Raw genomic sequence first — 15706 nt, forward strand, 5'->3', positions numbered from 1 at the left:
GCAGTCAATAGTTGTAGCCAAGCCAATGGAGGCCTGATGAACGAGCGCAATCCTAATTCGATCATGAGGCGTAAACCCATTACCGACATCGGCGATGAGGCCGCCAAGAACGGTCTCTTCAAGAGCCTCGGGCTCTGGCAGCTCACCGCGATCGGCGTCGGTGGCATCATCGGAATTGGCATTTTCACCCTCGCTGGACTCGTTGCCAACGGCGGCCCGGACGGCGAAGGCGCGGGACCGGCCGTGCTCATCTCGTTCCTGATCGCCGGACTCGCGAGCGCGGCTGCCCCCTCAGCTACGCGGAGTTCGCCGGGATGATCCCACGAGCCGGCTCCGCGTACACCTACGGCTATGTCGCCCTGGGTGAGATCGTCGGCTGGTTCATCGGCTGGGACCTGCTGCTCGAGTACATCGCGATCGTCGCCGTCGTGGCGATCGGCATCTCGGGGTACTTCACCGAGTTCATGAGTGGCATCGGTATCGAAGTTCCGACCTGGATGCAGGGCACCCCCGATACCCTGGACGGCGGCCTGATCAACCTGCCCGCCATCGTGGTGTGCGTGCTCGTGACCTTCATCCTCAGCCGTGGAACGCAGACCTTCGGCCGCTTCGAACTCGTCGCCGTCGGGCTCAAGGTGCTGTTGATCCTCGCCATCATCGTGCTGGGATTCTTCTACATCAACACCCAGAACTACGTTCCGTTCTTGCCCAACGGGTTCGGCGCGGTCTTCACCGGCGCCGCCACTGTCTTCTTCGCCGTCTTCGGCTATGACGCCATGAGCACCGCCGCCGAAGAGGCCAAAGATGGCAAGAAGCACATGCCGAAGGCAATTTTGCTCTCGCTCGCTATCGCCATGGTGCTCTACGTGCTCGCCACTCTCGTTCTCACTGGTATGCAGAATTGGCAGGATATCGACCCGACCGCCGCCTTTGCCGTCGCGTTCCAGTCCGTCGGGCTTCCGGTCGTCGCGACCGTGCTCTCGGCCTTCGCTGTCATCTCGATCCTCACCGTCATGCTGACCTTCCTGCTCGGCGTCAGTCGGGTCTGGTTCTCGATGAGCCGCGATGGCTTGCTTCCCAAGTGGTTCTCCGGCACCGATAAAAAGGGAACCCCCGCCCGCGTGACCTGGATCGCCGGCCTGGCCGCGGCCGTACTGGCCGGGGTCTTCCCGATCCGTCTGATTGCCGACCTCACCAACATCGGGATTCTTGCTGCCTTCGTTGTGGTCTGCGTTGCAGTGATTGTGCTGCGACGGACCCGTCCCGATGTTCCTCGCACCTTCAGGCTGCCATTCATGCCCTGGGTGCCCGTGTTCGGGGTGCTCTCTTCTGCTTTCCTTATTACGCAGCTGCACTGGGAGACCTGGCTGCGCTTCGGCATCTGGCTCGTCATCGGTTTGGCCATCTACTTCTTATATGGTCGCCGTAACTCGGTCATGAACCCGAAAAGTCCGCGCTACATCGAGCATCCGGTCGATCCGCACTAGCCTCGCACGGGCAACGGATGCGCGGCCTGGCGCGGCATCCGCTCAGCTGATCAGCGCGCGCCGACGACCATCCAGGCCAGACTGCGGGCCCGCAGTGACAGGGTCACAGCGCGGGCACCGAGATAGCCCAGCGCGAACGCGGCCATGAGCAGCGCGAGCCCGGCCTCGCCCGCCGGCGCCCAGACCAGTACAGCCAAGGCCAGTGGCACGAACACGGCGAGGTTGAGCAGCCCGGTCAGGGCGAGATAGCGGGCGTCGCCGGCGCCGATGAGCACGCCGTCCAGCACGAACACGACCGCACCCAGGGGAACGGACGCCCCGAGCACGATCAAGGTCAGCGGCAGCAGTTGAGTTACCGCCGAGGCATTGGTGAACGCGTGCCCGAGCACCCCGCTCGTGCCGATGACGCCCAAGGCGAGGACGAGTCCGGCCAACACGCCCCACTCCAGGCAGCGGCGCAGCACGGCGCGAACCTGTGCCACATCCCCGGCACCGAGGCCGCGGCCGACGAGGGCCTGGGCCGCGATCGCGAGGGCGTCGAGGGCGAAGGCCAGGGTCGCGAACAGCGTCATCGCAATCTGAAAGGCCGCGAGCTCGGGGGAGCCGAGCTGGGCGGCAACGAACACGGCGAGCAGCATGGCGGCGCGCAGGCTGAGGGTGCGCACGAACAGCCAGCCGCCGCTCCTGGCACCGAGCAGCAGCCCGGCCCGGTGCGGGCGCAGCGGGGCGCTGTAACGCCTGGCATGCCGGGTGACCACGACGAGATAGACGACGACCATGCCCCACTGCGCCACAACGGTGCCGACGGCTGACCCGGCGATGCCCCAGCCGAGCAGGTAGATGAACACGTAGTTCAGTGCGATGTTCGCGCCGAAACCGATGCCGGCCACGTAGAGCGGGGTGCGGGTGTCCTGCAGGCCGCGCAGCAGGCCGGTTGCCGCGAACACCAGCAGCATGGCGGGCAGGCCGAACATGGAGATGCCGAGGTAGGTCGCGGCATCCGCTGTCACGGCGGATTCAGCGCCGAACGCCCCGACCAGCGCCGGGGTGGCGAGCAGGCCGCCAGCCGCGAGCACGACGCCGAGGCCGAGGGCGAGCCAGAGCCCGTCGATGCCGACCGACACCGCCCTCTTGGAATCGCCCGCACCGAGCCAGCGAGCCACGGCCGGGGTCGTGCTGTAGGCGAGAAAAACCATGAGACCGATGATGGTCTGCAGCACCGCGCTGGCCAGGCCGAGTCCGGCCAGCGGAGTGGTGCCGAGGTGCCCGACCATCGCAGAATCCGCCAGCAGAAACAGCGGCTCGGCCACGAGCGCGCCGAGCGCGGGTACGGCGAGACGCAAAATGTCCCGGTCGATGGGCTGCGTGCGCAAAATATTGATGCTTCGACTCTACGGCGGCCCTGCGCTCCGTATCACGGCCCAGCCACCTCATGACCGCAGCCAGATCGGGCGCCGTCATCCCGGCCACCTCCAAGAATGCCAAACGGATGCGACCGCTAAGACCCGAAATCGCTTCAGCCGACCCGCGAAATTGTTAAGAATTTAGAATCTTTCATCAACGACGTCCCCGAATCCCGCCCATCCTACGTCCCCTGCAGATAGGTTCGTCCTGAAGCCTCCGCTGATCGTGGATGCTCCGGGCACACTTTGCTCTGTCGGCGCCACCATCACCGGTCCGAGGTGTTCTTTTATCCCGCCAGGATGTTTACCGCCTCAGGCCGAGCGTGCGGACATCCGCTTCGAAAGGCCTCACCATGCCGGACCCCCAACCGCACCCCGAAACGCCCAGTATTGGCGTCGTCCGCGAGAGTGGGGCGGATGAGCGGCGAGTCGCTCTCGTGCCACGCGCTGTCGCGTCGCTCGTCGCGAAGGGACTCGACGTCGTCGTCGAGTCCGGCGCGGGGGCGGAGGCCCTCATGGGTGACGACCTCTATCTCGAAGCCGGTGCCACCCTGGGCGACGCCTGGAGCGCCGACATCGTGCTCAAGGTCGCCCCGCCCACCGACGCCGAGATCGCCCGCCTCAAGCCGGGCGCGACCCTGATCGGGTTCCTGGCACCGCGCAACACGGAGAACAAAATCGCCGCCCTGCAGAACGCCGGCATCATCGGCTACGCGGTCGAGGCGATCCCGCGCATCTCCCGGGCTCAGGTCATGGACGCCCTCTCGTCGCAGGCGAACGTCGCCGGGTACAAATCCGTCATCCTCGCGGCGTCGCTCTCCACGCGGTTCTTCCCGATGCTCACCACGGCCGCCGGCACGGTCAAGCCGGCGAGTGTGCTCGTGCTCGGCGTTGGCGTGGCCGGGCTGCAGGCTCTCGCCACCGCTAGAAGGCTCGGCGGTCGCGCAACCGGCTATGACGTGCGTCCGGAGGTCGCCGACCAGGTGCGGTCGGTCGGAGCCCAGTGGCTCGACGTTGGCATCGATGCTGCCGGAGACGGCGGCTATGCCCGCGAACTCACCGCCGACGAGCGCGCCGAGCAGCAAAAGGCGCTCGAGGCCGCGATTTCCACGTTCGACGTCGTGATCACGACGGCGCTGGTTCCGGGACGCCCGGCACCGCGGCTCGTGACCGCTGCGGCCGTGCACGGCATGAAACCCGGCAGTGTCGTCATCGACATGGCCGGGGAGACCGGCGGCAACTGCGAGCTCACCGTTCCCGGCGAGACCGTCATTATCGGCGGCGTCACCATTGCCTCCCCGCTCAATCTGCCCTCGACGATGCCCGAGCATGCGAGTGAGCTCTACTCAAAGAACCTCACCGCCCTGCTCGAGTTGCTCGTGCGGGACGGCCGGCTCGACCCCGACTATTCCGACGACGTGGTGGCGCTCTCCTGCGTTACACGTGACTCAGTCTCGAACAGGAACTAACCCATGGACTCCTTTCTGGCGAACATCGCCATCCTCGTGCTCTCGGGCTTCATCGGCTTCGCAGTCATCTCCAAGGTTCCGAACACGCTGCACACCCCGCTCATGTCGGGAACCAACGCCATTCACGGCATCGTCGTGCTCGGCGCCCTGATTGTGCTGGGCACCGCGGAGAACCCCGGCATCCCGCTGCAGATCATCTCGTTCGTGGCCATCGTGTTCGGAACCGTCAACGTCATCGGCGGCTTCGTCGTGACCGACCGGATGCTCGCCATGTTCAAAACCCGCCCAGTCGACACCAACACCAGCACCGCGACCGACGGGAAGAACTGACCATGGACATCCTCGTCTACGCCCTGTACATAGTCGCTTTCGCCATGTTCATTCTCGGGCTCTCCGGGCTGACCGCCCCGAGGTCCGCGGTGCGCGGTAACAAGATCGCTGCGGCCGGCATGGCTGTCGCTGTCGTCGCGACCCTGATCCACATCCGCGAGACCAACAGCTGGGTGATCATCGTCGCGGCTCTCGTCGTGGGCGTGATCCTCGGCATCCCGCCCGCCCGCAAGGTGAAGATGACGGCAGTACCGCAGCTCGTCGCGCTGTTCAACGGAGTCGGCGGCGGAACCGTCGCGCTCATCGCCTGGGGCGAGTTCATTGAAAGCGACGGCTTCACCGGCCTGCACGCGGCCTCCGGCCCGGTGCTCCCGCTCGTCATCGCCTCCCTGTTCGCGGCGATCATCGGCTCACTGTCGTTCTGGGGCTCGATCGTCGCCTTCATGAAACTTCAGCAGATTCTGCCCGGGCACCCCCTGTCGGTCGGCCGCCTGCAACAACCGCTCAACGCGATGTTGTTTCTCGGCGCCATCGTCGCGGCCGTCATCGTCGGGATCGGCTCAACCACCACCGGCGCTGACCTGGTTTGGTTCGTGGCGATCCTCATCCTGGCGGGCCTCCTCGGGGTTATGACCGTGCTCCCGATCGGCGGCGCCGACATGCCCGTGGTCATCTCGCTGCTCAACGCCCTCACCGGTCTCTCCGCGGCGGCGGCCGGGCTCGCGCTCAACAACATCGCGATGATCGTCGCCGGCATGATCGTCGGAGCATCCGGTACCATCCTCACCAACCTCATGGCCAAAGCCATGAACCGGTCGATTCTGTCCATTGTCGCCGGCGGCTTCGGCGGCGGCGGCTCCAAGGGTGTTTCGGCCACGAGCACCGGTGACCAGCACGCGAAGTCCACTTCTGCAGCGGATGCCGCCATCAAGCTGGCCTACGCCAACCAGGTCATCGTCGTGCCCGGCTATGGCTTGGCCGTCGCCCAGGCCCAGCACGCCGTGAAGGACATGGCCAAGGTGCTCGAATCCCGGGGCATCGAGGTCAAGTATGCGATCCACCCGGTGGCCGGGCGCATGCCGGGGCACATGAACGTGCTCCTCGCCGAGGCCGACGTCTCCTACGACGCGATGAAGGAGATGGACGACATCAACGGCGAATTCTCCCGCACCGACGTCACCATCGTCATCGGAGCCAACGACGTCACGAACCCGGCGGCGCGCAACGACCCGAACTCGCCCATCTTCGGCATGCCCGTGCTCAACGTGACCGAATCCCGGTCGGTGATCGTGCTCAAACGTTCCATGAGCTCAGGCTTCGCCGGCATCGAGAACCCCCTGTTCTTCGCGGCCAACACCACGATGCTCTTCGGCGACGCGAAGAAGTCCGTCGCCCAGGTCACCGAGGAACTCAAGGCGCTGTAAGGGGCTCTTGTTGCATGACTGCGCCCAATGCTGAAATCAGCGCTACCGTGCCAGGATCGCCAGTCCTGCCAGGGTTGAGCCGTCCACCAGTGCACGAGCGCGAAACAGGTGATCGGCGGCCGCCGACCCGGGTGCCGCGCGCATCCGCTCGTAGAATTCGACTTCGCCGAGCGGATGCCTGCGCGCTCGCCTATCACGGCCCACACGATCCCGCTATACGGCTGCCTGTCACCCCGCCCGGATAGGCTGGAGGCATGACTGAGCTGGCGACTGCATCCGGAATCAACAGACACGAACTTGACCCGGAGGTGCGCCCGCAAGACGACCTCTTTCGGCACGTGAACGGACAGTGGATCGCGCGCAGCGAAATTCCCGCCGACAAGGCCCGCTGGGGCTCCTTCATGATGCTCGCCGAAGACGCCGAAAAGGCCGTGCGCGAGATCATCATCGAGGCGCAGACCGCGCCGGAGGGCAGCCTCGAACGCAAGTTCGGCGACCTCTACACAAGCTTCCTCGACGAAGAGCGCATCGAAGCGCTCGGCGCGACACCCCTGCACAACGACCTGGCAGCAGTCGATGCCGTCACCACCATCTCCGAATTGCTCGCCACCCTCGGCCGCCTCGAGCGTGGAGGAGTCGCCGGAGCCTTCCACCTCTACGTCGACAACGACCCGGGCAACCCCGAACGCTACCTCGTCTTCATTGCGCAGGGCGGTATCGGCCTGCCTGACGAGTCCTACTACCGCGAAGAGAAGTTCGCTGATATTCGCGCCAAGTACCAGCAATTCCTTGAGCGGATGTTCACCCTCGCCGGTTTCGCCGACGCCGCCGGCCGCGCCGCGCGCGTCTTCGAGCTCGAGACCGAACTCGCCTCGCACCACTGGGACAAAGTCAGCACGCGCGACAGTGAGAAGACCTACAACCTGCGCACCTGGGACCAGGTCTCGGCGCTCGCTGCCGGCGCCGACGTCGACCTCTGGTTGGACGGCCTCGACGGCCCGTCCGGTGCTCTCGCCGAGGTCGTCGTGCGAGAACCGAGTTACATTGTCGGACTCGCGGCGACGCTCACCGAGGACCGTCTGGAAGCCTGGCAGGACTGGCTGCGGTGGCAGGTCATCCGCTCGAGTGCTGCGTACCTGTCTGGTGAATTTGTCGAGGCGAACTTCGACTTCTACGGTCGCACCCTAAGCGGCACCCCGCAGCTGCGCGAGCGCTGGAAGCGCGGTGTCTCGCTCGTCGAGGGTGCCCTCGGTGAGGCCGTCGGTCGCATCTACGTGGAGCGCCACTTCAAGCCGAGCGCCAAGGCGAGCATGGACGTGCTCGTCGCCAACCTTGTCGCCGCCTACGAGAACAGCATCAGCACCCTCGACTGGATGACCGAGGAGACCCGCGGGAGGGCGCTCGAGAAGCTCAGCAAGTTCACGCCGAAGATCGGCTACCCGGTGAAATGGCGCGATTATTCGAGCCTGGAAATCACCGCCGACGACCTGATCAGCAACGTCAAGGCCGCTGGCGAGTTCGAGTTTCAGCGCGAGCTCGGCAAGATCGGCAAGCCGCTCGACCGCGACGAATGGTTCATGACGCCGCAGACCATCAACGCCTATTACAACCCCGGATTCAACGAAATCGTCTTTCCGGCCGCCATTTTGCAGTTTCCGTTCTTCGACGAGGAGCGCGACCCGGCCGCCAACTACGGCGCGATCGGCGCGGTCATCGGCCACGAGATCGGCCACGGCTTCGACGACCAGGGCTCCAAATACGACGGCGACGGCCGCCTCACCGACTGGTGGACCGCCGACGACAAGGCCGCATTCGAGCTGCGCACGACCGCACTCATCGCCCAGTTCGAGGGCCTTGAACCAAAGGCTATCCCCGGAAACACCGTGAACGGCGCGCTCACGATCGGCGAGAACATCGGCGACCTCGGCGGGCTCTCCATCGCTTGGAAGGCCTACCTGCTCTCGCTCGATGGCGAGGAAAGCCCGGTCATCGACGGCCTCACCGGGCAAATGCGCTTCTTCCTCTCCTGGGCCCAGGCCTGGCAAATGAAATTACGCGACGCTGAGGCCATCCGCTTGCTGGCCATCGACCCGCACTCGCCGAACGAGTTTCGCTGCAACCAGATCGTCAGCAACATTCCCGCGTTCTACGAGGCATTCGACGTTTCCGAAGCGGATGCCCTGTGGCTCGCCCCCGACAAGCGCGTCACGATCTGGTAGCGGTACCGTCCGCGGCGGGCGCGCTGGGGCCCGAGTGGGGTGTCATGATCTGGCCTGCTCGCCTCGGCCAGTTCGCGCGTCCCCCGTCTGGGTTAGGGTTGGCCGTACGCCTTGATCGGCCAGAGGCTGGCCTTGCGCCGTTTGCCGCTGTAGTCGCTGGCTGAGCAGAGTGACTCAGAGCAGATTGACGCAGTCCGGGTTTGTAGCAATCGGCAGTACCGAGGGAGGAATGAGCCAACGATGGTCTTGTCCAGCGGTTCTGGTCCGAGCGGCGGCGGGCATCGGTCCGGCCCGGATGCGGGCGATACCGTCGCCTCAGGTTTGATGCGTTCCCGCCACGCCGCAGCGCCCGGCGGCAAACACCGCGGCGCCGAGACTCCAGAAAGCTTCGCTCGCGGCTTCGCCGCCCTCGGCGACCTCGCCCTGAACGGTGTGCAGGTTTCGGCCCGGGCGACCGACCTCGCGACCGGCCGGGTCTTGTTCTCGGTCGACGACCACGTCTCCATGCCGACCGCGAGTATCGGCAAGGTGCTGCTGCTGATTGAGGTAGCCACGCGGCTGAAAGACGCCGAGTTCGGTATGGCCACGATGCTCGAGCGTACGAATGTCGATGCCGTGAGTGATTCCGGCGTCTGGCAGCACCTACAGGTGGCCCGATTGGGTGTCGCGGATCTCGCCGCCCTCGTCGGGTCGACGAGTGACAACCTCGCAACGAACGTGCTCATTCGCGCCGTCGGGCTGCACTCGGTGCGTGCCCGCACCGAGCAGCTCGGCCTCAGCCGTACGGCGCTGCTCGACCTGGTGCGCGACAAACGCGGCCCCGATGACGCACCGCAGCTGTCAGTGGGCAGCGCCAAGGAACTGACCTGGCTGTTCACCGCGCTCGCCCGCGGCGAGATCGTGGACGCCGAGACGAGCGCGCGCGTGATCGGCTGGCTGTCGCTCAACACCGACCTGTCGCTGGTCGCGAGCGCCTTTGGGCTCGACCCCCTGGCGCATCGGGAGAGCGATCACGGTCTGCTCATGGTCAACAAGACCGGCACGACTGCCGGGGTGCGCAGCGAGGTGGGTATCCTCCGTGGCCCTCGGGCCGGTGCGACCTACGCCGTGTCGATGGCATTCGACGACGCCCTGCTGATGACCCGCCTCGCGGTGCTCGAGGGGATGCGCGCGGTCGGGGCGGACCTGCTGGAGTACGTGCACTAGCTCCCGCCAAGTTGTGCCATCGTGTACGGGACGGGCATTGACGCCCGTCACCGGAGCGAAGGAGCTATGCCATGGCGGTTATCGGATGGATTGGACTCGGTCACATGGGCGGCCCCATGACGGCGAACCTGGTGAAGGCGGGGCACAGCGTGCGCGGCTTCGACCTCAACGCCGAGGCCCTCGACGCTGCGGTCGCTGCCGGCGTGACCCGAGCGACCAGCATCCAGGACGCCGTTGAAGGCACCGACGTCGTCTTCACCATGCTTCCCAAGGGTGAGCACGCCCGCGCGGTGTACTTCGGCGAGGCGGGAGTCTTCGCCCATGCCGACCCGAAAACCCTCCTGGTGGAGTCGTCGACGATCGACATCGAATCCTCCCAGGCCCTGCACGACGCGGCGAAAGCTGCGGGTTTTCGCCTCGTCGACGCCCCGGTCTCGGGTGGCATCACCGGTGCTGAGGCCGGCACGCTCACCTTCATGATCGGTGGCGAAGCGGATGCCGTCGCCGACGCGACCACCTACATCCAGCCCATGGCGGCGCACATTATTCCGACCGGCGGGGCCACGACCGGCCAGGCGGCGAAGATCTGCAACAACCTCATGCTGTTCATCAACCTGGCCGCGACCTCGGAGGGGGCGGTTTTGGCTGATCGGCTGGGACTGGACCCGCAGGTTTTCTGGGATATCGCATCCGTTTCATCGGGCGACAGCTGGGCGCTGCGCACCTGGTATCCGATCGAGGGAGTCGTGCCGTCGGCGGCCGTGAACCGCGACTTTTCGCCGACCTTCACCGCCGAACTTGCCAATAAGGACATCGGTCTCGCAATCGCGGCGGCGGAAGCCACCGACACGCCGCTCGAGATCGGCAAGCACGTCGCCCAGCTGTTCCAGCGCCTGGTTGACCAGGGCCAGGGCGGCAAGGACTGCTCGATGATCGTGAAGCTCGTCGACGGCACCCTGGCCTGACTTGCGCACGCCGAGCCGTGAGTTTCATACCCCTTCAAACGCTTCCACGCGTTGAGACCCACGGGGCGGCGGGTTGACCATGGCGACCAGGTGCATCTGGGTTCGTTCAGGTGTTGAGCGCATGGAAGCCTTCCAGAAAGCCGAGAAAGGAACTCAGGCCGACGACGACGGTCAACGTGGTCAGCACCGCGGCGGCCATGGCCCAGTCGGTGCGGGTGAGGGGAATACGCCGCCAGGTGCTGCGCGGGGTCAGGCCGAGGCCGCGCGACTCGAGGGATTGCGCCATCCGCTCGCCCTTGCGAATCGATAGCACCAGCAGGGCGAAGGCTGCCCGACCGTATTGACGGAGGCCGCGAGGCGGCTTGCCATTGGGGCGGAGGGGAGCGCGCACCGCGTGTGCCTGGCGGATGGTCTGCCACTCGCGCGGCAGCTCTTCGAGCATACGGTAGCCGGCGAGTACGGCGTAGGTGAGGCGGGAGCCGAGCCGGGCGTGCTGGTGCAGGCTGGTCATGAGGGCCACGCCGTCGGTCGAGAGCACAAAGCCGATCGAGAGCACGCCGATGACGAGGGTGCGCAGGGCGAGGGCAGCCCCCACGAGCAGTCCCTCGGTGGTGATCCGCAGCACCCCGGACTGCCAGAGTACGTCCCCTGGCCGGCTGAGCGCGTTCACGATCAGAAGGCCGAGAGCAAATGCCAGAAATGGAATATGTGCGAGAACGAATACTTTCACGGGAATGCGAGCCGTGACGGCGACCGCGCCGAGAGCGAGCAGGTACAGCGCCACTGGCGTGATCGGATCGAAAACAAACATCAGCACGAGGGAGACGACGAACAGAAGGGCGAGTTTGACGGTCGGGTTGCGCCTGGCCAGGGCGCTGACGGGCCGTCGTGTCGGGGGAGCATCGACGTCGATGAGTTGAGCAGTCATGTCGGCGCGCCGACGGCAGCGTCGAGCTGACCCAGCACGCGGCGAATCCGCGCGTCAGAATCGAATTCCTTGAGCAGGTGCCGAATCAGCGGTGGCAGCTCGAGCCCGGCCTGCTTCAGTACCTCGTCCCACCGCAACACCTCGAACACCGGCCCGTCGGCGATCACCGTGCGGTCGGCCAGCACGATCACCCGGTCGGCGAGGGTTGCAACGGTACGAAGATCATGACTCGAAAAGAGGATGCTGCGGCCCGCGTCGGCCGCCTGGCCGAGCGCTGCCAGGGTGGCGATGGTGTCCCGGCGATCGAGGCCGAAGGTGGGTTCGTCGGCGAGCAGCACCGGCCGATCGTGCGCGAGCATGGCGGCGACGCTGAGCCGCCGCTTCTCGCCGCCGCTCAGTCGATACGGGCTTTGATCGGCGAGGTGGGTCAACCGGTGCCGGTGCAAAATGGCCTGAAGCTCGTCATCGCTCAGGCTCGGCAGCCCATGCCGAATCTCGCCGCGCACGGTGTGTTCTACGAATTGGTGCTCGGCATTCTGAAAGATCATGCCGGGTCGGGCGCCGGTCACGGTGCCGACCGATGGCCGGTGCAATCCCGCCAAGGTCAGCAGCAACGAGGTTTTGCCCGTTCCATTGCCGCCGAGCAAGGCCACGATTTCGCCGCCCCGCAGATCGAGGCTGACGCCGGCGAGAACCGGTGTGGCGGTCCCGTTCGGCGCGCCAACCCCGCGATCAATGACCACATCCGTGGCGGTCAGAACGATCCGGCCGAAGTCCTGCCGTCGCCCTAAGGCTCCGGCCGGCTCGCCGAGTGACCGGAGGCCGGCGCGCACGCCCGGTTCGCCGAGCCCGCCGGCGCACCCGGTCACGGCGAGCAATTCGGTTTCGAGCGGAAGCCAGCATCCGTTTTGATTGAGCGAGCGCCCATGCTGGGCGAGCACGTCGACCGTGGGGCCATCGGCAATGACGGTTCCGGCCTCGCCGAGCACGAGTGCGCGTGGCGGCAGCCCGGCGATTCCCGCCGTGCCCGTGAACTCGTCGATGCGGTGTTCGACCAGCACGACGGCCGGCCGGTAGGTGTCGACGGCCGAACGGATGGCGCGGCGCACGGCGCCCAGGCCCGCCGCGTCGAGCATCGAGGTGGGTTCGTCCAGCAGGAGCACGGCCGGTTCGGCGATGAGGGTGGCGGCGAGGGCCACGCGCTGGCCTTCGCCGCCGGACAGCTGCCCGGTCGACCGGTGTCGCAGCATCCGTGCCTGAACAGCGTCAAGCGCGCGATCGATGCGCGCCGAGATAAGTGCCGGGTCGACACCGCGGTTTTCGAGCGGCAGGGCAAGCTCCTGTTCGACGTCGGGCAGGCAGACCGAAGATGCGGGGTCCTGCGCGACCACGCCGACGAGCCGGGACAGCTCGACGACGGAGGTTTCGATGCTGAGCGTCCCTCCCATGCGCACACTGCCGCCGAGCGAGGCTACGACCGAATGCGGAATGACGCCGGTGATGGTCTGCAACAGGGTGGATTTGCCCGAACCGGAGGCGCCGAACACGATGAGCTGCTCGCCCGGCGCGAGGCGCACCGACACGTCGCTGAGCACGGCCTCGGGCCGACGCGGGAATCGCACCGACACGTCCTGCAGTGTCAGGATGTCGGTCTCAGGCACGGGCGAGGCGATCGCGGCCGATCGCGAAATTGTCGACGACGCCGGTTTTGTCGAGGGCATCGACGATGAGTTTGGCCAGCAGCCCGCCGAGAATCACGCCGGAGATCAGCTGAATCGCGAGGCGCAGCAGAAAGATCTCCTGGCCGTACCAGCCGGAGCGAAATGCCGAGTAGAAGAACACCAGCCCGGCGCCGAGCAGCCCCGAAAGTGCGTAGGTCAGCCAGCTGTAGTTGCGGTAGCGAGTGAGGGCGAACGGAATCTCGCTGCCGGCGCCTTGAATGGCGGCGGCGACGAAGAGCAGCGGCCCGACCATGGAGCCCAGAAAGACGACCTCGATCACCGACGCGATAACCTCCGCAAAGATGCCGGCGAACGGCCGTCGCACGATGGCGATCGCGATCGGGGCGACGAGCAGCCAGGAGCCGAGCAGAAAGTGCTGCGCGAGGTCGCCGGCCGGACCCATCGCGATCGACAGGGCGGTCCAGGCCTGCACGAATATCCAGTACAGAAAGCCGAACACGACACCGAGCACGACGACAAGCACGAGGTCTTTGAGGCTCCAGTGCCTTTTCTCGGCGGATGCTGTGGGCATGGCTGTTTCCTTCTGGTCGGCGTCAGGACGCATGGGAGTTCAGGCTCGGGCTGTTGAGGGACAGGATCGCGTGCGTCGCCACGTGCTGCACCGTTCGGCCGGCCACGATCCAGCCGGCGGCGATGACCTGCAGCACGAGGGCGAGGTCGCCCTCGAGCCGGGTGACGAAGTGCTCGCTGTGTACCGTGAGCCCGGAGGCCTTGGCGCTCTCGATCGCGGCGTAGATGTCGCGCATGTGATCGGCGGAAGCAGAACCGGTGCCGTCATCCAGTGGATACAGTGCCCATTCTGCGACGGCGTGTACGCCGGTGGGCGTGAGGTTCACGACCTCGGCGAACAGCCCGCCGGTGGGCGGCAGCGTGCAGGTGACTTCGCCGGGGCATCCTCGGGAGAATTGCACGGTTGCCGTGACGTGGGCTCCGCTGCGGCTCGCGCCGGCGACGACCTGGCTGACGTAGCGCAGCAGGTCGGGTTCGGCGCCGGACAGGTAGGTGCTGACGACGCCGGTTTGAAGTGCGATCCCGGTCGAATCTGCCTGCTGGAGTGCGTCGAGAATGACGGCGGCGTAGTCGTCGCGCATGACGGCGAGGGTGAGGCGCGCGCCAATGCCGAATTCCGCCGGTGTGGCTGTGAAGGGGGTTTCTGGAATGATCGTGCCCATTTCTTTCGTGGGGGCACGGGAAAGACGAGTCAGCCTCCCTGCGCTGGCATGATCCAGATCAGGTTCGACGGTCGAAGCCTCTGCAGCTTCCTCTCAGCCCGATTAATCGGACTCCCGTGTTGATACAACGAAAGTATGGCATGCCCGTGGCTGCCTGATCCTCGAGTAGACAGTCTGGCTAACTAGTGAGACTATGTAGTCATGCAACCGAAAACCTGGCCAGCCGAGTGGATGCGCGCCGCCCTTGGCCTCTGCGTGCTCCGCACGCTGGCGCCCGGCCCGACCTACGGCTACGCGATCGCATCGGCGCTCGAATCCGCCGGCTTCGGCGCCATCAAGGGTGGCACGCTCTATCCGCTGCTCACGCGCTTCGAAGCCGCCGGCTGGATCGCCGCCGAATGGCGACCGGGCGCCGGGGGACCTGGCCGCAAGTACTTCTCGCTCACCGACGACGGACGGCAGGAGCTCGAAGACCAAGCCGCCCACTGGCAACTCTTCTCCACCACCGTGCACGACCATCTGCAGAAAGGGCCGGCCGAATCATGATGACCAGCAACCCGCGCGATCCCGACAACGGAAGCACCGACATCCGCTCTAAAGTGACCGACGACGCCACCTGGTTCGACGAGTTCACCATCGAACTGCGGCTGCTCGGCGTGCGCGGCGACGCAATCGGAGATGCGCTGGCCAGCGCTCGGGAGTTTCGCGCCGATTCCGGCACGAGCGCCCTGGAGTGCTTCGGCAGCCCCAAGCGCTACGCGGCCGAGCTGGGCCTGCCGACCATCCCGCTGCGCCGAGTGAACCGTGGGGGTTTGCTGGCCGGTCTCGGAGCGTTCGGACTCTTCGGCTTCCTGCTTTCCGCCCTCCCGCTCGTGCATGGTACGGCGGTGAAGATCGACCTGAAAACACTCGCGGTGTTCGTTGCCGCAGTCGTCGTGATCGTGCTCGTGCCGACATTTCTCAAGGCGCTCGCACGCCTGCGCTTGCGCGCCTGGATGGTCGTGGTCGCGGCGCTATTGGGTCTCGGCACCTCTCTTGGCCTCGGGCTGTGGAGCAGCTCGAGAGTGCTCTATACCGTGCCCGCCCTGCCAATCGTGATCGTCTCCGCGCTGCTCGTGCTCGTTCCGGCGATCTGGAGTCAGGCGAGCCATTCCCTGAGTGACGACGCGATTGTCGACCCGGGCGGGTCGCCCGAATTCCGGCCGTCGTTCTCGACGCGCCTGTTCCTCGGCGTGGTCACCTGGTCGATGGTGGCTGCGTCGATCGTGGTCTGGCTGTTCGTGCTGTTCGGCGAGCCGCTCGAGCGCTAATCGGCCGTGGCCACGGCTCTCGCCCTCGAACCGTGAGTTTGACCCCGGCGC

The 15706-nt window shown here is 66.1% G+C and carries 13 protein-coding genes, 1 pseudogene and 1 riboswitch; of the genes and pseudogenes, 9 read left to right on the forward strand and 5 right to left on the reverse strand.

Features of this window, described 5'->3' with window-relative positions; all coding sequences use genetic code 11:
* Positions 1-36 precede the first annotated feature (36 nt).
* A pseudogene (locus E3T43_RS09175) lies at positions 37-1487 on the forward strand (amino acid permease).
* 50 nt (positions 1488-1537) lie between these two features.
* Here E3T43_RS09175 and E3T43_RS09180 read toward each other — a convergent pair.
* Positions 1538-2860 carry an MATE family efflux transporter gene (locus tag E3T43_RS09180; protein ID WP_134472233.1) on the reverse strand — a complete coding sequence of 441 codons (1323 nt, stop codon included), beginning with the start codon at positions 2858-2860 and terminating at the stop codon, positions 1538-1540.
* A 383-nt stretch (positions 2861-3243) separates the two neighbouring features.
* Here E3T43_RS09180 and E3T43_RS09185 point away from each other — a divergent pair, with 383 nt between their 5' ends.
* The 6 genes from E3T43_RS09185 (at position 3244) to mmsB (ending at position 10503) form a co-directional block, all read left to right on the forward strand.
* Positions 3244-4359, forward strand: coding sequence for an NAD(P) transhydrogenase subunit alpha (locus E3T43_RS09185; RefSeq protein WP_134472234.1), 1116 nt, complete (start codon positions 3244-3246; stop codon positions 4357-4359).
* 3 nt (positions 4360-4362) lie between these two features.
* Positions 4363-4689 carry an NAD(P) transhydrogenase subunit alpha gene (locus E3T43_RS09190; protein WP_134472235.1) on the forward strand — a complete coding sequence of 109 codons (327 nt, stop codon included), beginning with the start codon at positions 4363-4365 and terminating at the stop codon, positions 4687-4689.
* 2 nt (positions 4690-4691) lie between these two features.
* Entirely contained in the window at positions 4692-6113 is a 1422-nt protein-coding gene (locus E3T43_RS09195; protein WP_134472236.1) for an NAD(P)(+) transhydrogenase (Re/Si-specific) subunit beta, read from the forward strand.
* Between the two features lie 254 nt (positions 6114-6367).
* Positions 6368-8332: a M13 family metallopeptidase gene (locus E3T43_RS09200; RefSeq protein WP_134472237.1), complete on the forward strand. Its 1965-nt coding sequence runs from the start codon at positions 6368-6370 to the stop codon at positions 8330-8332.
* Positions 8333-8656: 324 nt separating this feature from the next.
* The gene (locus tag E3T43_RS09205) at positions 8657-9538 is read left to right on the forward strand and encodes a serine hydrolase (RefSeq protein WP_134443276.1); all 882 of its coding nucleotides are present in this window, start codon (positions 8657-8659) and stop codon (positions 9536-9538) included.
* Between the two features lie 71 nt (positions 9539-9609).
* Positions 9610-10503, forward strand: a complete 894-nt coding sequence (mmsB, locus tag E3T43_RS09210; RefSeq protein WP_134472238.1) for a 3-hydroxyisobutyrate dehydrogenase — start codon at positions 9610-9612, stop codon at positions 10501-10503.
* A gap of 106 nt (positions 10504-10609) precedes the next feature.
* On the opposite strand, the gene E3T43_RS09215 is transcribed toward mmsB, so the two are convergent.
* Genes E3T43_RS09215 through E3T43_RS09230 form a run of 4 tightly spaced genes read right to left on the reverse strand, consistent with a single transcriptional unit; the run spans position 10610 to position 14345 of the window.
* A complete protein-coding gene (locus tag E3T43_RS09215) occupies positions 10610-11431 on the reverse strand; it encodes an energy-coupling factor transporter transmembrane protein EcfT (RefSeq protein ID WP_134472239.1) in 822 nt (273 codons plus the stop codon).
* Positions 11428-13092, reverse strand: a complete 1665-nt coding sequence (locus tag E3T43_RS09220) for an ABC transporter ATP-binding protein (protein WP_166791288.1) — start codon at positions 13090-13092, stop codon at positions 11428-11430. The genes E3T43_RS09215 and E3T43_RS09220 overlap by 4 nt, the downstream gene beginning before the upstream one ends.
* Positions 13085-13684, reverse strand: coding sequence for an ECF transporter S component (locus E3T43_RS09225; protein ID WP_134472241.1), 600 nt, complete (start codon positions 13682-13684; stop codon positions 13085-13087). The genes E3T43_RS09220 and E3T43_RS09225 overlap by 8 nt, the downstream gene beginning before the upstream one ends.
* Before the next feature lie 22 nt (positions 13685-13706).
* The gene (locus E3T43_RS09230; protein WP_134472242.1) at positions 13707-14345 is read right to left on the reverse strand and encodes a YkoF family thiamine/hydroxymethylpyrimidine-binding protein; all 639 of its coding nucleotides are present in this window, start codon (positions 14343-14345) and stop codon (positions 13707-13709) included.
* A 17-nt stretch (positions 14346-14362) separates the two neighbouring features.
* A riboswitch (TPP riboswitch) is annotated at positions 14363-14473 on the reverse strand.
* Between the two features lie 73 nt (positions 14474-14546).
* On the opposite strand from E3T43_RS09230, the gene E3T43_RS09235 reads away from it, so the two are divergent.
* Both E3T43_RS09235 and E3T43_RS09240 read left to right on the forward strand, forming a co-directional pair.
* Positions 14547-14891, forward strand: coding sequence for a PadR family transcriptional regulator (locus tag E3T43_RS09235; protein ID WP_134472243.1), 345 nt, complete (start codon positions 14547-14549; stop codon positions 14889-14891).
* Positions 14888-15655: a hypothetical protein gene (locus E3T43_RS09240; RefSeq protein ID WP_134472244.1), complete on the forward strand. Its 768-nt coding sequence runs from the start codon at positions 14888-14890 to the stop codon at positions 15653-15655. Before E3T43_RS09235 ends, E3T43_RS09240 begins: the two co-directional genes overlap by 4 nt.
* Positions 15656-15706: the final 51 nt, after the last annotated feature.

It is taken from the genome of Cryobacterium sp. Hh7 (assembly GCF_004403155.1).
Classification (GTDB): domain Bacteria; phylum Actinomycetota; class Actinomycetes; order Actinomycetales; family Microbacteriaceae; genus Cryobacterium; species Cryobacterium levicorallinum.